The sequence below is a fragment of the Actinomadura oligospora ATCC 43269 genome (assembly GCF_000518265.1).
Lineage (GTDB): Bacteria > Actinomycetota > Actinomycetes > Streptosporangiales > Streptosporangiaceae > Spirillospora > Spirillospora oligospora.
This window is the reverse complement of the sequence record NZ_KI912410.1, coordinates 951,010-968,830: the sequence shown is the minus strand read 5'-3', so window position 1 is coordinate 968,830 and position 17,821 is coordinate 951,010. Positions and strand designations below refer to the sequence as shown.

13 protein-coding genes are annotated in these 17,821 nt (G+C 74.4%); all 13 read right to left on the bottom strand.

What is annotated here, in order from left to right:
* Positions 1-478: 478 nt before the first annotated feature.
* The 13 genes from P696_RS0136245 to P696_RS0136175 all read right to left on the bottom strand — a co-directional run bounded on the left by P696_RS0136245 (position 479) and on the right by P696_RS0136175 (position 17,797).
* Complete coding sequence (locus P696_RS0136245; protein ID WP_026416154.1) at positions 479-1,768, bottom strand: GGDEF domain-containing protein; 1,290 nt, start codon at positions 1,766-1,768, stop codon at positions 479-481.
* 1,508 nt (positions 1,769-3,276) lie between these two features.
* Positions 3,277-3,753 carry a single-stranded DNA-binding protein gene (locus P696_RS50430; RefSeq protein WP_051468566.1) on the bottom strand — a complete coding sequence of 159 codons (477 nt, stop codon included), beginning with the start codon at positions 3,751-3,753 and terminating at the stop codon, positions 3,277-3,279.
* 152 nt (positions 3,754-3,905) lie between these two features.
* Entirely contained in the window at positions 3,906-5,570 is a 1,665-nt protein-coding gene (locus tag P696_RS0136225) for a GTP-binding protein (RefSeq protein WP_026416152.1), read from the bottom strand.
* Positions 5,567-7,573: a GTPase family protein gene (locus tag P696_RS0136220; RefSeq protein ID WP_245627943.1), complete on the bottom strand. Its 2,007-nt coding sequence runs from the start codon at positions 7,571-7,573 to the stop codon at positions 5,567-5,569. The genes P696_RS0136225 and P696_RS0136220 overlap by 4 nt, the downstream gene beginning before the upstream one ends.
* A gap of 482 nt (positions 7,574-8,055) precedes the next feature.
* Positions 8,056-9,294 carry a uroporphyrinogen-III C-methyltransferase gene (gene cobA, locus P696_RS0136215; protein WP_026416150.1) on the bottom strand — a complete coding sequence of 413 codons (1,239 nt, stop codon included), beginning with the start codon at positions 9,292-9,294 and terminating at the stop codon, positions 8,056-8,058.
* A 133-nt stretch (positions 9,295-9,427) separates the two neighbouring features.
* The gene (gene cobT / locus P696_RS50425) at positions 9,428-10,642 is read right to left on the bottom strand and encodes a nicotinate-nucleotide--dimethylbenzimidazole phosphoribosyltransferase (RefSeq protein WP_245627942.1); all 1,215 of its coding nucleotides are present in this window, start codon (positions 10,640-10,642) and stop codon (positions 9,428-9,430) included.
* Positions 10,626-11,663 carry an Rv2231c family histidinol phosphate aminotransferase CobC gene (gene cobC / locus P696_RS0136205; protein ID WP_026416149.1) on the bottom strand — a complete coding sequence of 346 codons (1,038 nt, stop codon included), beginning with the start codon at positions 11,661-11,663 and terminating at the stop codon, positions 10,626-10,628. Before cobC ends, cobT begins: the two co-directional genes overlap by 17 nt.
* A gap of 16 nt (positions 11,664-11,679) precedes the next feature.
* Positions 11,680-12,636 carry a sirohydrochlorin chelatase gene (locus tag P696_RS0136200; protein WP_026416148.1) on the bottom strand — a complete coding sequence of 319 codons (957 nt, stop codon included), beginning with the start codon at positions 12,634-12,636 and terminating at the stop codon, positions 11,680-11,682.
* Positions 12,633-13,298 carry a precorrin-8X methylmutase gene (locus P696_RS0136195; protein ID WP_245627941.1) on the bottom strand — a complete coding sequence of 222 codons (666 nt, stop codon included), beginning with the start codon at positions 13,296-13,298 and terminating at the stop codon, positions 12,633-12,635. The genes P696_RS0136200 and P696_RS0136195 overlap by 4 nt, the downstream gene beginning before the upstream one ends.
* Before the next feature lie 20 nt (positions 13,299-13,318).
* Complete coding sequence (locus P696_RS0136190; RefSeq protein WP_034488422.1) at positions 13,319-13,519, bottom strand: DUF362 domain-containing protein; 201 nt, start codon at positions 13,517-13,519, stop codon at positions 13,319-13,321.
* The gene (cobJ, locus tag P696_RS50420) at positions 13,510-15,255 is read right to left on the bottom strand and encodes a precorrin-3B C(17)-methyltransferase (RefSeq protein ID WP_034488419.1); all 1,746 of its coding nucleotides are present in this window, start codon (positions 15,253-15,255) and stop codon (positions 13,510-13,512) included. Before cobJ ends, P696_RS0136190 begins: the two co-directional genes overlap by 10 nt.
* A complete protein-coding gene (locus P696_RS0136180; RefSeq protein ID WP_026416145.1) occupies positions 15,252-16,553 on the bottom strand; it encodes a bifunctional cobalt-precorrin-7 (C(5))-methyltransferase/cobalt-precorrin-6B (C(15))-methyltransferase in 1,302 nt (433 codons plus the stop codon). The genes cobJ and P696_RS0136180 overlap by 4 nt, the downstream gene beginning before the upstream one ends.
* Positions 16,550-17,797, bottom strand: coding sequence for a cobalt-precorrin-5B (C(1))-methyltransferase (locus P696_RS0136175; RefSeq protein ID WP_026416144.1), 1,248 nt, complete (start codon positions 17,795-17,797; stop codon positions 16,550-16,552). Before P696_RS0136175 ends, P696_RS0136180 begins: the two co-directional genes overlap by 4 nt.
* Positions 17,798-17,821: the final 24 nt, after the last annotated feature.

Here is a 17,821-nt window from a genome sequence, read left to right as displayed (position 1 = left end):
GGGCACCCCCGCACGGGCGACGGGCACAGGCAGACCGCCCCAGACCGATGAGCACCGCCCGCACGGAGCTGGCCCGACGGACACGAGCAAGCAGGCGGACGCAGGCAATAAACGCGGACGGGCGAGCGTGGCTGGGTGGCGGGGCGGGGCACAGGCGGAGCCGAGTGGACATGGCGTGGGCGCAGTCGGGTGGACCGCCCGCGCAGGCGCAGCCCGTGGCCGTCACCGAAGCAAGGTGGCCGGACGGACGCAAGCCGACGCACGTAGCCGGGGGCACGCGGCCGGGGCACCTGGCCGGGGCACCTGGCCGGGGCACACAGCCAGGCGCACGTGGCCAGGCGGAAGCGGTCCGATGGGCGTCGCCCGCAGTGGGCCAGCGGATGCGGGCGGCGAAGGTGAGTGTGGCTGGGTGGGCGGGGGGCCTGCGGGCGCGGCGGGGTGGACGTAGGCGAGGGCCTGCGGGCGCGGGTGGTGGGGGTCAGTCTTCGGAGGGGTGGGGGTTTTCTACGGCGGGGAGGCAGACTCGGTCTCGGCCGGATTCCTTGGCTCGGTAGAGGGCGAGGTCGGCGGCGGCGAGGAGTTCGATGAGGTCGGAGCCGTGGGTGTGGAGGAGGGCGACGCCCACGGAGATCGTGACGGCCACGGTGCCGCGTTCGGCGGGGACGGCGAGGCGGCGGACGCGGCCACGGAGTCGTTCGGCGATGCGGCACGCCTCGACGGTGTCGGCGCCGGGGAGCAGGACGACGAACTCCTCGCCGCCGAAGCGGCCGACGACGTCGTAGTCTCGGACCTGGCCGCACAGGGTGGTCGCGACACCGATCAGCACCTGGTCGCCGACCAGGTGGCCGTGGTTGTCGTTGACCCTCTTGAAGTGGTCGATGTCGATCAGGAGCAGGGCGAGGGCCTCGTCGGTGCGCTGGGCGCGGGACAGCTCGGTGTCGGCCTCCCGCTGCCAGGCTGCGGCGTTCAGCAGGCCGGTCTTGGCGTCGGCCCGGGCGGCGGCCTGGAGTTGCTGGTGCATCAGGCTGCGCTGCAGCAGGACGACCGGGGGCAGCGCCAGCAGGAGGAGCGCCGGGGAGACCGCGCTGGTGATCGTGACGATCACGCCGACGCACAGCTCCACGACGTCCAGCAGGAGGCTCTCGCGGTTCCAGAGGACCTCGCGCCACCGGCTCTCGGGGGCGGCCGCGTGGGCGGCGACGGCGACGATCCCCGCGTTGAGGACGGTGAACAGGGCCGCGCACGCGATCGCGACCGGGATGCCCGGGTAGCCGTCGACGACCCAGCCGGGGCCGTCCGCCAGCGGCTCGGGCACCACGGAGTGGAAGACCACGCTCGCGCACGCTCCCGCCAGGCCGAGCGCCGAGGTCACCATAACGCGCCGGTACAGCAGCGTGCGGCGGACGCGGAACTGGAGCAGCGTCTGCAGCGGGATGGGGATCAGCAGCGCGTAGACCGGCGGGAGCAGCAGCGCCACCGGCAGCCACCACGCCGAGAGCAGGTCGCGGGCGACGCCCGCGGGCATCCCGAGTCGCCGGGACGCCTCGATGCAGACCGCGCCGCAGGCCAACAGAGCGGTAAATGTGAGTAGATCTTCCAGCCGGAACGAGGTGCGCCAGAGCCCCATCGCGGTCAGCGCCAGGTGCAGGAGCACCACCGCGGGAACGTAGACGGCCAGCAGGGACGGCCGCCCGGATCCCCCTGGGCGCCGGGACGTGTGGGTCAGGTCGCCACCTCGGTCCTCGGCGGACGACTGCACTGCCGTCATCCTTCCCCCCTATGCATCACGTTGTGTAACACGATAGTTGCAACGTGTGCGGAGTGCGTCGGAAACCGGTACCTTCGATACCTCAACAGGCGGACGGCCGCCGTGGCCGTCCATAGGGGCCGCGGGGCTCCGCGGCCCCCCGCACATCTGGAGGGGGAATCCACCATGCGCGGCGTTTCCTGGGTCTAGCGCTCTGGGCCCTGCGCACTGTGGTGGCATCACGACAGTGTGCCTTCGCCGCGGAAGCGTTCCGCGGCAGGCGGCCTTCCTGACCCGAGGCCCGCGCCGCACCGGGCCGAATCGCCAGCGCCGGCTTCTGCCCCCCCGCGGCGGTTCCCGTCCCGGCCCGCGACCGGCCTCGCAAGACCGCCCGGCCCGGTGGCCGCGCCCTCCTCGGACGGGCCGCGCCGCCCCGGCGGTGCACCGCCCACTCCGGCCGACCGCACGCCCACCGGGCCACCCAAGCCCAGCCCTCCACGCCCCGATGCCCACGCCCCCGAGATCCATGGCCCCGATGTCCATGGCCAGCCGCCCCCTCCCGTCGCCCCCACTCTCGCCGTCCATCCCTCGCCCCACCCCACCCCCGTCCGTGGCGGACGACCACGGCGGACGGCCGTGGCGGACGGCCGTGGCGGACGGCCGTGGCGGACGAGCCGTGGCTGACGGCCAGGGTGGACTGTCAGGCCCCGCCGCATTTGCTCCTCTACCTTCAGACGGGGCGAGGCTTCGACTTGTTCACCGGCCCAGGGGCCTGCGCCTCCCCCGCGCCTCCCCCGCGCCTCCCCCGCGCCTCCCCCGCGCCTCCTCCGCGCCTCCTCCGCGCCTCCCCCGCGCCTCCTCCGCGCCTCCTCCGCGCCTCCTCCGCGCCTTCCCCACTCCTCCTCCGGTGGGACCTGGTCTGCCTCGGAGTGATCGCTTGTGCGGGGTCGCCTCGTGGTGTTGAGCCCAACGGACAGCGCCCGCGTTAGGCGCTGGCAGCCCGCACGAGCACGACGCGTGTGGGCTGGCCACCCACACACAGGGAGAGAGTGCGCGTGTGTGGCGGCCCACACGTAAGAGCTCGGGCTGGTGGCGGCCCGTGTGTACGGATCTCCCATGTGGTGGCGGTTCGCGGAGAGGACGCACGAGGTGATGTTGGCCTCCGCTGATCAGGTGCGCGGGTCGCTGGTGGCGGACCGCGCGGGCAAGGTGGATGGGGTTGTGGCCGCGCAGAGGGGACGCGGGATGCCAGCGGTCAGTGCAGAGGCGGAGCGCGGGGTGGTGGCGGGCCATGTGGATGGGTGCGCATGAGATGGCGGTCCTCATGGAGAGGGGACGCGGACTGGTCACAGGCCGTGCGGACGGGGTGCATGGGGTGGTGGCCCGCGCGCGGAGGGCGCGCGGGGTGATGTTGGCTCGCGCGGATGACGCGCCGAGGCTGGTCACGCCGGGGGCGCCAGGGGGCGTGGGGGTGGGAGCCGGGCCGCTTGGGGCGGCCCGGCCTTGCAAGGGGTGTCGGGTGGGTTGGGTTAGGCGGCCTTGGCGGGTTCGGTGGGCTCTTCGGTGGGCTGGTCGCCGGTGAGGGCGAAGAGGTCGGAGAGCTCCTGGGCCTCGCGGCGGTCGGACTCGGTGAGGGAAGACGACCGGGACGCGGTGCGGAAGTCGGCGGTGCCCCGGGTCAGGTCGTGGCCGAGGGTCGTCGCCTCGATCTCGGCGCAGTAGCGCCACTGGCCGTCGCGCTCGTACTGGCGGATGCGGAGGCGGCCGGTGACGATCACGGGATGACCCCGGGCGAACTCCGAGGAGTTGATGTTCTCGGCCAGGCCGCGCCAGCAGTTGACGGTCAGGAACATGGTCTCGACGTCCGCCCACTGACCGGTCGTGCGGTCGAAGCGGCGCGGGGTGCAGGCCAGGCGCATCGACAGGTACGGGGTGCCGTTCGCGGTGATCAGGAACTGCGGGGTGTCGGCCACCCAGCCGATGACGGTGATCTGGGCCTCGTTCATGGTTCCTCCGGTTTGTCTCGTGGTGTGCGGAAGCGTTCTCGTGACGCTTCCGCACTCCACGATCGCGGAGGGTGAGGGTCCTTGGAAAGTCGGCGGCGCAGGTGTGGACAACCGGTGCGGTTGCTTAGGCGGAGGCTAGCGGCAGGTGCCGGTCAGGCGCCTCTGACCAGGTCCACGTCGTCTCGGAAGGCGGCGTAGAGGGCCAGTTCCTCGCTGATGGGCTCGAGCACCTTCTGCTCGGTCACCGTCGCGATGCGGTCGCGCATGTGGCGTTCCATGCGTTCGCCGTGCTTGGTGGACGAGAGGGCCACCAGGTTCCGGGAGGTCGCGGTGGTCAGCCAGCCCATACCTAGCGTGCAGACCACAAGGACGGCCACGTACGGAATGAGCCCGGCCTCGCCGACCCAGCCGCTCGGGGCCTTGGCCACGTGGGCCACGCCGTAGGCGACGAGCAGGCCGATCCAGGCCAGGCCGAGGACGGAGACCAGGACGAGGAAGTACTGCCAGGTCTTCACCAGCCACCACCAGCGTGGCACCTGGTTGAAGCCTGGAAGCGCGTCCCGCATGGCCTCGCCGAGCTCTTCGGGCAGGTCGGCGGCGTTCCGGCGCGCGGCGGCGCGGACGGAGCGGGCCCAGGCCGCGGGGAGGTCCGCGACGACCTCGTCCGTGACGTCCAGCAGGGCGGTGTCGACCTCGCCCTGCTGCGCGCCGGTCGGGCCGGTGAAGGCGCCGCGCAGCTCCTCGCGGAGCCGTCCCAGGCGCATGCGGCGCAGGGGGTCGCTGCGGAGGCGGGCCGCCATGGACAGGATGGGCCAGTTGATGAAGTCGGCGGCGCGCAGCTCGTAGGCGCTCTCCATGGCCTCGGCCACGGCGGGAGCGCCCGCGGCGTCCGTGAGGGCGCGCTTGAGGGCGTCGCCGTGGGGAACGTCGACGGCGGTGGGCGGCTCGGCCTCGCCCTTGTAGGGCGCGAAGCGTTCGCCGATGTCGTTGACGTCCACGGCGAGGCGGTCGCCGCGCACCTGGCGGGCGGCGACGGTGTCGACGAGCACCTCGCGCAGGCCGCGCACGCCCTCGTCCGTCACGGCGGACGTGGTGACGATGCGGGGCTTGGCCAGGCCCTCGGCCTCCAGGAGGCGGCGCAGGTCGGCGACGCACTCGTCGACCTCGTCCGCGGCGAGCCGGTCGACCTGGTTCAGGACGATCAGCGTCACGCCCGCGTGCCTGGCGAACGGGACGATGTAGTTGCGGTGCAGCGCGGCGTCGGCGTATTTCTGCGGGTCGACGACCCAGATCAGCAGGTCGGCGACCGAGACGAAGCGGTCGACCTCGGCGCGGTGCATGGCCTGGATGGAGTCGTGGTCGGGCAGGTCGATGAGGACCAGGCCCTGGAGCGAGTCGTCCGCGCGCTGGAGGTCGAGGGCGGACGCGCGCGCGTAGCGGTGCCGCTTGTCGACGTCGAGCCAGTCGAGGAGCGGGCCCGCGCCGTCCAGGCCCCAAACGCACGCGTGCGCGCGGGAGGTCATCGGGCGGCGCATGCCCGTCGGGGACAGTTCCAGACCGCAGACGGCGTTGAACAGCGAGGACTTGCCGCTGCCCGTGCCGCCCGCGAGGGTCACCACGGTGTGCTCGCCGGACAGGCGGAGCCGCTGGCCCGCGCGGTCGAGGAGGACGGCGGCGTCGTCCAGCAGGGCCGGGTCGAGGCGTCCGGCACCCGCGGTGGTGATCCGGTCGAGCGCGTCCAGCCTCGCGGTCAGGCCCGGGGCGGCGGCCGGATCCCGTGGCAGGTCGGCGACGGCGGGCGGGGCCGAGGTGGTCATCGGGCGACCTCGAGGTTGTAGACGGCCTGGTAGAGCCGGACGGGGACGGTCTCGTCGGGGATGCCCGCGGAATCGAGCGCCTGCCCGAACCGCAGGCCCTCCTCGTCGAACAGCATCGCGATCCGGCTGCGCAGGTCGGCGCGCGCCTTGGCGCCCATGCCGCGCAGCGACTCGGCGCCGAACAGGGCCTTGAGCAGCCGCTGCGGGACGGCGCTGTTGCCGCCCTCGACGTTCACCTCGGACGTGCCGTAGCCGAGCAGCCCGATCATCAGGACCAGCGCGAGCGCCTCGGTGTCGAACGACACGACCTTGGCGACCGAACGCTTGGTGACGCCCTCGGTGCGGACGAGTTCCTGCACGTGGTCCTGCCAGGAGCTGACCGCGCGCGAGACGCGGCGGGACAGCTCGGGCGAGATCTCGCCGAGGCCGGAGACCGACGATCCGGCGAGCACCTGCGCTCCGGCCGGATGGTCGCGCCAGGCGGTGACGGCCTGCTCGGCGGCGTGTTCGGCGGACGCGATGATCAGCGACTCCAGGCCGCTGCGCAGGGCGCCCTTCAGCGCGCGCACACGAGCCGGGCTGCGGTGCCGCCGCGCGGAGCGCCGTCCGAAGCCGAGCTTGTTGCGGCGGGTGCGGAGCGCGCGCAGGAGGTCGCCGGTGCCCGCGAAGTCCTGCCAGCGGGCGAGGACCTCGCCGCGCAGGAGGGAGCCGTTGCGGGTCGCCTCGTCCAGCTCGGCGAGGTTGCCGCCGTAGGCGGACTCGACCAGCCCGGCCAGCTCGGCGCGCACCTCGACCTGCGCCTTGACGTGCTCGGCCAGCTCGGGGACGCGGGTGCGGAGACTGTCCAGGACGCCGCCGAGGGTGTCGCCGATCACCACGCGGCGGTGGTCGGGGTCCTCGGCGATGCCGGTCATCCAGGCGCGGATCTCCTCGACGGCCTCCTCGGGCAGGCGGCTCTCCTCGACCCGGGTCTCGGGGACGGTGAACCGGCGCGCGTCGCCGACGCCGTGCTCGACGAGCATCTCGCCGAAGTGCTCGACGATCTCGCCGCCCGCGCCGTCCTGGACGCGGGACAGCACGACGCCGATGGTCGCGCCGTTCTCGCGGGCGCGTTCGAGCATCTGCCAGACCATCGCGTCGGCGTACCGGGACGCGGTGACCACGCACAGCCAGACGTCGGCGGCGGCCATGAGCTTGGTCGCGAACTCGTAGTGGTCCTCGAAGACCGAGTCGAAGTCGGGGCTGTCCAGCAGGGCCAGGCCCGGCGGGATCTCCTCGCTGGTGATCACGACGAGCTGGTCGCCAGCGATCGCGTCCGGCGCGGGGCCCTTGACGCGGCCCATGCCGGGCAGCAGCGGGCCCTCGAGGAACCACTCGGCGTGCTCGGGGTGGCAGACCAGGATCGGGCTGGACGTCGTCGGACGCAGCACCCCGGTCGCGCTGACCCGGCTGCCGACCAGCGTGTTGACCAGTGTGGACTTGCCCGCGCCGGTGGATCCGCCGAGCACGACCAGCATCGGGGCGCTCGCGCCCTCGATGCGCGGCAGCGCGTAGTCGACGAGCTGGTTGCGCAGGTCGAGCCGCTGCTCGCGGGCCTCCTCGACACCGGGGACGGGCAGGACCAGCTCGAACGCGCCGAGCTGGTCGCGCAGCCCGGACAGCGCCCGGGTCAGCTCGCCCTGGCGCGTCCCGACGCCGGGCAGCGTCCCGGCCTCGGCGGCCTTCGCCGCGGCGACCAGCTTCTCGCCGGTCGTCCAGCCCCCGATGCCCGCGAGGTCGACGTCGTCGGGGGTCCTCTTGGCGGTGTCGGCCGTGGACGGGCCGTCCCCGGGGGTGGGCTTCGGTCTCGGTTTCGCCGTGCTGAACAGGACGTTCGCTTCGGGCGCCGTCGTGGCGCCGGTGCCGGTGGACGGTTCGGTGGCGGTGCCGGTGCCGGTGGCGGTGCCGGTGTCGCCGGCGGGAGCGGGTGCGGAGACCGGCGCGGAGTCAGGATGGACGCTCATGTTGGACGTGTGGTCCTCGGGCGACGGAGGGTTTGCGGCGGGGGTTGCCGGAGCGGCGGACGCTGAGGGTTCGGCGGACGCTGAGAGGTCGGCGGACGTCGTGGGTTCGGCGGACGCTGGAGGTTCGGCGGACGCTGGAGGTTCGGCGGACGCTGGAGGTTCGGCGGACGCGGTGGGATCGGCGGGCGGTGCGGAGTCGGAGGGCGCGGCAGAGTCGGCGGGCGCGGCGGATCCGGGGGACGGCGCGAGGCCGCCTGGGCCGACGCGATCCGCGGACGGCGCGGACTCGCCGGACGGCGTGGACTCGGCGGGCGGCGCGGAGTCGGTGGGGCGGTCGGGGTCGGTGGGGGGTGTGGGCTCGACGGAGGTCGGGCGGGCATGGCGGGGGGACGGAGCGCCCTGCCGGGCGTCCGGGCCGGCGGGCCGGTCGCCCGCTCGGGGGGCGTCCCCGCCGGGGGCCGCGCTCTGCTCTGCCGGGGGTCTCACGGATCCCGCCCCATGTCCGCTCGGATGATGTCGACCTGCTGTGCCACGGTGACGACGTCGCCCACGACCACGATCGCCGGAGGCCGGACGCCGGAGGCCGCCATCTCCTCGGTCACCGTGCCCAGCGTGGCGGTGAGCGCGCGCTGACCGGGGAGCGTGCCGTCCTGGATCACGGCGACCGGCGTGTCGGACGAACGACCATAGCGCATGAGGCTCGCGGCGATGCGATCCATCCGCTCCACCGCCATCAGCAGCACCAGGGTGCCGTGCGAGCGGCCGAGGGCCTCCCAGTCGACGGTGGACGCGGGGTCGCCGGGGGCGACGTGCGCGGAGACGACGTGGAACTCCTGCGCGACGCCGCGGTGGGTCACCGGGATGCCCGCCGCGGACGGGACGGCGACGGCGCTGGTGATGCCCGGGACGACCAGCACGGGGATGCCGTGCTTCGCGCAGTGGATCACCTCTTCGCCGCCGCGGCCGAACACGAACGGGTCGCCGCCCTTGAGCCGGACGACGAACTTGCCGAGCGCGACCTGCTCGACGATGTGCTCGTTGATCCGGTCCTGGGTGACGGTGCGTCCGTAGGGGATCTTGGCGGCGTCGATGATCTCGACGTCGGCGGGCAGCTCGTCCAGCAGCTCGCGGGGGGCGAGGCGGTCGGTGATCACCACGTCCGCCTGGGCGAGGAGCTGGCGTCCGCGCACGGTGATCAGGCCGGGGTCGCCGGGACCGCCGCCGACCAGGGCGACGCCGGTCGGCTTGGTGCGGGAGTGCCGGGCCTCGAGGGTCGCGTCGCGCAGGCCGTCCACGACGGCGTCGCGGATGCCGGCGGCGCGGCGGGGGTCTCCCCCGGCGAGCACGCCGACCGTGGTCTCCCCGACCTGGCCGGACGCGGGGGTCCAGGCCGCGGACGCCTCGGCGTCGTCGGCGCGGACGCACCAGACGCGGCGGGCCTCGGCCTCGGCGGCGACGGCCTCGTTGACCTTGGCGTCGTCGGTCACCGCCTGGACGAGCCAGACGCCGTCGCAGTCACCGGTCTCGAACGGGCGGGCGTGCCAGGTGATCCGGCCGTCGGCGACCAGGTCGTCCAGGGCGGGGGTGACCTCGGGCGCGATCAGCGTGATGTCGGCGCCGGCGGCCAGCAGGGCGGGCACCCGGCGCTGGGCGACCCGTCCGCCGCCGACGACGAGGACGCGTCGCCCGCCGAGGCGCAGGCCGAGCAGGTACGGAGGCACGGAAATCTCTCGTTCGGTGGACCAGGTGACGGACATGGCTGTTTGTGGACCAAAGGTACTCGGCCCCGGGGGCCCGTGCCGAGTTGTCCCCGGCACTCGACACCCGAGCGTGACTCAAAGCGTGATCATCGTGTTACGCGCCCGCGTCCTTCTCGTTCACGCCCGCCTCGTTCACGCCCGCCGGTTCCTCCCCGGCGCCCGCCGGCTTCTCGCTGACGCCCGCCGAATCGAACGTGGCGACCTCGTGGAGCACGCGGACGGCGCTCTGGACCAGCGGCAGCGCCAGCAGCGCGCCGGTGCCCTCGCCGAGCCGGAGCTCCAGGTCGACCAGGGGCCGCAGGCCGAGGTGGCCGACGGCGGCGGTGTGGCCGGGCTCGGCGGACCGGTGCCCGGCGACGCAGGCGCCGAGCGCGTCCGGGCAGAGCGCGGCGGCGACGAGGGCGGCGGCCCCGGCGATCACCCCGTCCAGGACGACCGGGACGCGCAGGGCCGCCGCGCCGAGGACGAACCCGGCGATACCGGCGTGCTCCAGACCGCCGACGGCCGCCAGGACGTCCAGCGGATCGCGTCCCGGCATCGGGTGGACCAGGTCGTGGCGGCGGAGAGAGGCGCGGACGACCTCGACCTTGTGGGCGTGGGTGGCGTCGTCGATGCCGGTGCCGCGGCCCGTGACGTCCTCGGGCGGGAGGCCGGTGAAGGCGGAGATCAGGGCGGCGGACGCGGTGGTGTTGGCGATGCCCATGTCGCCGGTGATCAGGCAGCGCGCGCCGGACGCGACCAGCTCGCGGGCGACCTCGATGCCCGTCTCGACCGCCCGCCGGGCCTGGTCCGCGGTCATCGCGGGCCCCTGGGTCATGTCGGCGGTGCCGGGAGCGACCTTGCGCGGGAGCAGGCCGGGGGCGACGGCCAGGGGCGTGGCGACGCCGATGTCGACGATCGTGACCCCCGCGCCGACCTGGCCCGCGAAGGCGTTGACGACCGCGCCGCCCGCGAGGAAGTTGGCGACCATCTGCGCGGTCACCTCCTGCGGCCACGGCGTGACGCCCTGGGCGTGGACGCCGTGGTCGGCGGCGAAGACGGCGACGGCGGCCGGTTCGGGCAGCGGCGGCGGGCACGTCCCGGCGAGGCCCGAGAGGCGGACCGAGACGTCCTCCAGGACGCCGAGGGAGCCCGGCGGCTTGGTGAGGCGTCCTTGCAGGTCGCGGGCGTCCTGCATGGCGGAGGCGTCGAGCGGCCGGATGGCGGCGACGGTGTCGGCGATCAGATCCACGGTGTCCACGATGTCCTCGGTGTCCTCTTCCGGCAGCGCGCGCCGCCCGTCTTCGTTGCTGTCAGGTGCCGAGGTCACGGAGGGCCTCGAGGAGTTCGTCGTCGGCCGCGCGGTCGCGGACGGCGATGCGGAGCCAGTCCGGGCCGAGGCCGGGGAAGGTGTCGCCGCGCCGGACGGCGAAGCCGCGCTGCCGCAGCAGGACGCGGATGCCGAGGGCGTCCGGGACGCGCAGGCACAGGAAGGACGCCCGCGGGGACGGCACGACGTACAGGCCGCGCGAGGTCAGCTCGGCGGCGAGGCGGTCGCGTTCGGCGCCCATCTCGGCGGCCCACGCGTCCGCCTCGGCGACCGCCTCGGGGGCGCTGCACGCCTCGACGGCGACGAGCGCGGGCGTCGAGACGGCCCAGAGCGGCTGCGCCGCGCCCAGCCGGGACACCAGGTCGGGCGCGGCGAGCAGGTAGCCCGCGCGCAGCCCGGCCAGGCCCCAGGTCTTGGTGAGGCTGCGGACGACGACGAACCCGGACGGCAGCCGCCCGGCGAGGCTCTCGGGCTCGCCGGGAACGCAGTCCATGAACGCCTCGTCGACGATGACCGTCCGGCCGGGCCGGACGAGCGAGGCGATCGCGCCCGCCGGGTGCAGCACCGACGTCGGGTTGGTCGGGTTGCCGATCACCACCAGGTCGGCGTCGGCCGGGATGTCGGCGGGGTCGAAGGTGAAGTCCTTGGCGAGCAGGACCCGCTCGACCTCGTGCCCGGCGGCGCGCAGGGCGGCCTCGGGCTCGGTGAACTGCGGGTGGACGACCACGGCCCGGCGCGGCCGCAGGACGCGCGCGAGCAGCACGAACGCCTCGGCGGCCCCGGCGGTGAGCAGGACCTCGTCGGGCGAGCGGCCGTGCCGCCGGGCGACGGCCCGGCGGGCGGGCTCGGGATCGGGATAGGCCGCCAGGTCGGCGACCGAGGCGCGGATGCGCTCGGCCAGCCACGCGGGCGGGGTGGCGGTCCTCACGTTCACCGCGAAGTCGCGCAGTCCGTCGCCCACCTCGGCGTCGCCGTGGTGGGAGAGATCGACATCGTCGCCGGTCAGTGCCTCAAGGTTCACTTGGTACCCCAACGTCTCAGCGGGCGTGAACGTGCCCGTGGCCGTGATCGAGGCCGTGGTCATGGGCGTGGCCGTGACCGTGGCCGGAGGGATCGTCCGGATGGTGGTGGGGGGTCTGCGGGGCTCCGACCTTGTCCTCGAAGCCGGGCATGGCGATGCGGTAGACGCAGGTGTCGCAGTTCATGCGGATGTCGCCGCGCAGGGCCTCGCGGTACCGCTCGACGACCAGGTCGGCCAGGCCGTCGCAGTCGCCGATGACCTCGGCGCAGCGTACGTCCACGCCGGGGTGTGACGAGGCCCACTCCCGCGACTCGGCGACGACCCGGTCGGGCAGGACGCCGGAGAACAGGAAGTAGGGAAGCACGACGATCCGCTCCGCGCCCAGGCGGCGCAGGCGTTCCAGGCCCTCAGGGACGCTCGGGCGGGCCAGCGAGATGAACGCGGGCTCGACGGCCGAGAGGCCGTGGCCCTCGCCGGGGCCGCCCGCGCCGCGTCCTTCCCAGAACAGGCGGGCGACCTTGTGGACCTCGGCGTTGGCGTCCGGGTCGGTGGAGCCTCGTCCGACCAGCAGGACGGCCGTGCCGGGGCCGGGCTCGGGGCCGGGCTCGGGCGAGACGGCTTCCAGGCGCTCCTCCAGGAGGGTCAGGAGCGTCGGATGCGGGCCCAGTGGACGTCCGTACGCGTAGGACAGTCCTGGATGGCGGACGGTCTCGCGTGCCATCGCGCCCGGGATGTCGCCCTTGCCGTGTCCGGCGCCGACCAGGACCAGCGGGACGGCCGCGAGCCGCCGGTGGCCGTCCGCGTACAGGCCCGCGACGGCCTCGGTCAGCGGCGGGCGGGACAGCTCGATGAACCCTCCGGCCACCGGCGTCCCGGCCATCCGGAGGGCGAGCCGCCGGACGAACCGTCCGAAGTCGGCGACGCCGTCCGCCGACCGCGTCCCGTGGCCGACGAGCAGCAGCGGCGCGTTCACTGGGGGTCCCCCTCGTAGTAGAGCAGTGCGTTGCAGGCGGCCGCCGCGACGGCGGACCCGCCCTTCTCGGAGACGTTGCTGACCTGCGGCAGGCCGCTGTCGCGCAGGGCCTGCTTGGACTCGGTCGCGCCGACGAAGCCGACCGGCATGCCGATGACCAGGGCGGGCCGGACGCCGCGCTCGATGATCTCGGCCAGCGCGGTCGGGGCGCAGCCGACGACCCAGACCGCGCCGGGGCCGACCTCGGCGTAGGCGAGCCGGACGGCGGCGGCCGAGCGGGTGATCCCGGCGGCGCGGGCCATCCGTCCGGTCGCGGGGTCGGCGACCTGGCAGACGGTGTCGCGGGCGGTGATCCCGGCGGCGACCATCTCGACGTCGGTGACGATCGGCGCGCCCGCGCGCAGCGCCGCCAGCCCGGCGGCCAGGTGCTCCTCGGTGGTGAGGACGTCGACCGCGTACTCCAGGTCGGCGCTGGAGTGGATGACGCGCTCGGTGACCGCGCGCCAGAGCGGCGGCATGGGCGACAGGTCCACGCGGGACCGCAGGATCTCGAACGACTCGATCTCGATCGGGTGCGGCTTGCGGACCCTCGGGTTCGCGGCCCGCTCGGCTCCGCCCACGCCGCCGTTCGCGGCGGGGTCCATGGTCGCTTGGTCGGTCATCGTGTGGGCTCCTCTTACGGTCACGCCACCTCCTCGATGGCGTCCACCGGACAGACTTCGACGCACTCGCCGCAGCCGGTGCACAGGTCGGGCAGCACGAGCAGGGGGTCTCCGTGCGGCCTGATCGCGTGCTCGGGGCAGGTCAGCAGGCACGCGCCGCAGCCCTGGCACCGGTCGGTGACGGCGACCAGGGTGACACGGCCCGGGACGGTCACGCCCATCGGTAGCCCCGAGGGGTGACGAACCGTCCGGCGACGTCCCGCGACCGGCTCGACCCGACCAGGACGACCGTGAACATGTCCACGTCGGCGGGGTCGAGGTCGGCGAGCGTGGTGAGCGTCGCGGTCTGGTCGCGGCGGGTGGCGTTGCGGACGAACCCGACCGGCGTCTCCGGCGGACGGTGCTCGGCCAGGATCTTCAGGACGGCGGCCAGCTGCCAATCGCGCGCGCGTGAGCGTGGGTTGTAGAAGCAGACCGTGAAGTCGCCCTCGGCGGCGGCCCGGACGCGGCGCTCGATGACCTCCCACGGCGTGTGCAGGTCGGAGAGCGAGATGTAGGCGTGGTCGTGGCCGAGGGGCGCGCCGAGCAGGTTGGACGCGGCGAGCGCGGCGGTGACGCCGGGGACGCCGTCCACGTCGACGCGGGCGTCGGCGAACTCCAGGGCGGGGCTCGCCATGGCGTAGACGCCCGCGTCGCCCGAGCCGATCAGGGCCACGGCGTTGCCGCGCGCGGCCTCCTCGACGGCGGCGCGGGCGCGCTCCTCCTCCTGGCCGAGGCCGGTCTCCACGACGCGGGTGCCCGGACGGACCAGGTCGCGGATCTGGTCGACGTACTGGTCGAGGCCGACGATCACGGCGGCGCGGCGCAGAGCGTCCTCGGCGCGCGGGGTGAGCAGGTCGCGGGCGCCGGGGCCGAGGCCGACGATGCTGAGCCGTCCGCGCGGGGTGAGGCGGGCGACGGCGCAGGTCGCGTTGGCGGTCTTGCTCTTGGCCGCGACCAGCTCGCCCGCGCGCCCGAGGACGCGGGCGGCGTGCAGCGCGGAAGCCTCGGCGACCGACGGCGTCCCGACCTCGGCCTGGACGACCTCGGACGGGTTCGGCACGTCGACGGCGGCGAGGGCCTCGGCCGGGTAGGTGACGACGTCCCAGCCGCGCTCGCGGGCGGCGTCGAGGATGCCCTGCTCGTCCGCCTTGAGGTCGATCGTGGCGACGCAGCGGACGGACTCGGGGGCCAGCCCGGCCTCGGCGAGGGTCCGGTCGACCAGCTCGCCGACCTCGGCGGACGTGACGCCGCGGGCCGAGCCGATCCCGACGACCAGGGACGGCGGCCGGTACACCAGGCGGCTGCCGAACCAGCCCTCGTGGCACATGCAGGTCGGCTCGGCCTCGTCGCTGACCAGGATGCCGGTCGCGGCGTCCGCGGCGTCCTTGGAGACGTTGGGCGGGAGGGCGGGGAGCGGCCAGGGGTCCGCGCCCTCGATCAGCACCGGCTCACCGGACAGGACGGCCGCGCCGACGTGCGCGAGCAGCTCCGGGTTGTGGACCGTGAAGCCGAGGTCGCGGCCGAAGGAGTCGAGCGCGGAGACGCCCGCGCCGTCGCTGGCCGTCGTGATCACCGGCTGCGTGCCGAGGACGCCGGTCAGCCTCCTGGCCAGCAGGTTCGCGCCGTGGTGGCCGCCGAGGACGGCGACGGCGAAGCGCATCGACTCGTCCACGCAGACGACGGCCGGGTCCTCGGTCTTGTGGCCGAGCAGCGGCGCGAGGACGCGGACGGTAGCGCCGACGGCGAGGAACGACACGACGGCGTCGCAGGTCCGCCACGCCTCGCGCAGCGCGTCGGCGGGCTTGCGGCCTTCGGCGTGCTGGTCGGGCAGCACCCGGACCTCGCCGGGCCAGGCGGCGGCGAGGGTGGCGGCGGCGGTGCGGCCGCTCGCGGTGGCCGCGATGACCCCGATCACAAGGCGCCTCCAGGCAGGTCGGTGATGGGCCGCCGGTGCGGCGGCTCGGGCGGGCGGACGGTCGTCGGGTTCCGTTCGCCCCAGACGACATGGACGGGATTGGTGGCGGCGAGCCTGTGCACGTCGCCGGGCAGCGGCGACAGGCGGTTCGCCTGGAGCTGGACGGCCTCGACCGTGAACCCCTCCGCGCGCAACGCGTCCATGGACGGACGGACGCGTTCGAGCGCGGCGAGCGTGACGACGACGGTACGCAGTGCCCGCTCCGCGCACGCGCGCACGACGTCGGGTCCGCCGCCGCCCACGAACACGGCGTCCGGGTCGGGCAGGTGCCGGAGGACGTCGGGGGCCGTGCCGCGCGAGACCGCGACCTTCACCTCGTGCGCGCGCACGTTGGCACGGATGCGTTCGCAGGACGCCTCGTCCTTCTCGATGGCGATGACGGCCGCGCCGAAGCGGGCGCACTCGATCGCCACCGAACCGCTGCCCGCGCCCACGTCCCAGACCATGTCCCCGATGCGCGGGCCCAGCTTGGCCAGGGCGAACGCGCGGACTTCGGCCTTGGTGACGAGGGAGTCGCGGTGGGCGAAGGCGTCTTCGGGGAGGGCCCAGACGGACGGCCCGGGGCGTCCGCCCGCGAGCCAGCCTTTGGCACCGACCGCATGGCGTGGGTCCAGGACGAGCACGACGTTCGGGTCGCGCCACGGACGGGTCGACGCCTCGGCCGGACGGACGTGCACGACCCGCTCGTCCGGTTCGCCGAGGTTCTCGCAGACGACGAACGTGCGCGGGGTCTGCGGGAACAGCTCGCGCGCCAGCTCGGCGGGCCCCGAACCCGGCGCGGTCAGGACGGCGACCTTGGGGTGCGCACGACACGCGTTCACGACGCGCCGCAACTCGCGCCCCTGCTCGGACGCTCCATAAGCGGGGGCTCCCTGCGTGGGGGATCCGTGGGCGGAGACGATGAGGGCGTCGTCCCAGGGGAGGCCTGCGCGCGCGAACGCCTGGGCCACCGACGACACGGCGGGCAGGACGCGTGGCTCGTGCCCGCGCGCGCGTAGGGCGCGGACGATGCCGAAGAAGCCCGGATCGCCGCTGGCCAGCACGACGACGTCGCCGGACGCGTCGGCGACGGCGTCCAGGGCGGCGGGGACGTTGCCCATGACGACCGTCCGCGCGCCCGGGGGCACGGGCACGGCGGCCAGGTGCCGCGCGCCGCCGACGATCAGCGACGCGGCCGCCAGCAGTCCGGGGAGGGAGGGCGGGGGCGGGCCGCCGTCCAGGCCGACGACGGTGATCATCGCGATCTCGCCATCCGGCCGAACATTCCGACCATCTTCTCTCCGGTGAAGTCGACCAGGACGACCTGCGCCGCGATCGGGCTCCGCTCCGTCCCCGCCTGTTCGGCGGCGAAACGTTCCAGGACGTCCGCGACGCGCCTGCACAGTTCACGGCCGCACGGCCCGAGGACCCCGGCGGCCTCCCAGAGCTCGTAGGCGTGCCGTCCGGTGTTGGCGACGGCGACCTGGGCGGCCAGTTCCTCGTTCCCGGTCATGTCGCGGGTGAGGTCGCCGAGCAGCGCGGTGTCGACCTTCGAGCGGGTGTAGTGGGTCATCAGGATCCCAGCGGCGAGCTTGGTCAGCTTGCCCGCCATCCCGACGAACACCAGCTGCGTGACGCCGTGCTCGACGGCGCGCCGGATCGCCGCGCCGGTGAAGTCGCCGACCTCCACGAAGCACACCTCGGGAAGCTTGGGCAGCATCCTCATCGCGCCCTTCTCGGTGCGTCCGCCCGTGCACAGGACGAGCGTCGACTCACCCTGCGCGGACATGACCGACACGGCCTGCTCGACGCTCGCGCGCCACGACGCCGTGGAGAAGGGGCGGACGATGCCGGTCGTCCCGAGGATCGAGATGCCGCCGAGGATGCCGAGCCGCTTGTTGGTCGTCTTGCGCGCCATCCGCTCGCCGTCGGGGACGGAGATGACCACGCGGACGCCGCGCCCGGTCGCCGGGTCGGAGCACTCCTCTGGGCCCGGGGCCTCGTCGAACACCGCGTCGTGCAGGGCCTCGGCGACGGCCCGAGTGATCATCGCGCGCGGGACGGGGTTGATCGCCGGGCCGCCGAGGTCCAGGCCGAGGCCGGGCTTGGTGACGACGCCGACGCCCTCGCCGCCGTCCAGGTCGAGGCCCGGCTCGTCCCGCCAGGACACATCCGCGGTGATGTGCGCGCCGTGCGTGACGTCGGGGTCGTCGCCCGCGTCCTTGACAACGACCGCCCGCGCGCGCCCGCGTTCGCCGTCCGTCGCGGTCTCCTCGATCTTGAAGGTGACGCGGTTCCCGGACGGCAGGGCGATCTCCACGTACCCCGGCAGCTCCTCGCCGCGCAGCAGCAGCGTCGCGGCCTTGGCGGCGGCCGTCGCGCAGGATCCGGTCGTCCAGCCCGTGCGCAGCGCCTTTTGCCGCACCTTCATCGTTCGGGGAAGGTCCGGTTCAAGCAGGGTTCGGGGAAGGTCCGGTTCGCGCAGTTCGCGGTCGTCGGTCATGGGTGTTCTCCGTCGCGCGTCGGG

Bases quoted from the DNA above. Each gene is read 5' to 3' on its own strand.
- P696_RS0136220 (WP_245627943.1), bottom strand. From the start codon at position 7,573: ATGAGCGTCCATCCTGACTCCGCGCCGGTCTCCGCACCCGCTCCCGCC.
- P696_RS0136175 (WP_026416144.1), bottom strand. From the start codon at position 17,797: ATGACCGACGACCGCGAACTGCGCGAACCGGACCTTCCCCGAACCCTG.
- P696_RS0136245 (WP_026416154.1), bottom strand. From the start codon at position 1,768: ATGACGGCAGTGCAGTCGTCCGCCGAGGACCGAGGTGGCGACCTGACC.
- P696_RS0136195 (WP_245627941.1), bottom strand. From the start codon at position 13,298: ATGACCGACCAAGCGACCATGGACCCCGCCGCGAACGGCGGCGTGGGC.
- P696_RS0136190 (WP_034488422.1), bottom strand. From the start codon at position 13,519: ATGGGCGTGACCGTCCCGGGCCGTGTCACCCTGGTCGCCGTCACCGAC.
- P696_RS0136180 (WP_026416145.1), bottom strand. From the start codon at position 16,553: ATGATCACCGTCGTCGGCCTGGACGGCGGCCCGCCCCCGCCCTCCCTC.
- P696_RS0136225 (WP_026416152.1), bottom strand. From the start codon at position 5,570: ATGACCACCTCGGCCCCGCCCGCCGTCGCCGACCTGCCACGGGATCCG.
- P696_RS50430 (WP_051468566.1), bottom strand. From the start codon at position 3,753: ATGAACGAGGCCCAGATCACCGTCATCGGCTGGGTGGCCGACACCCCG.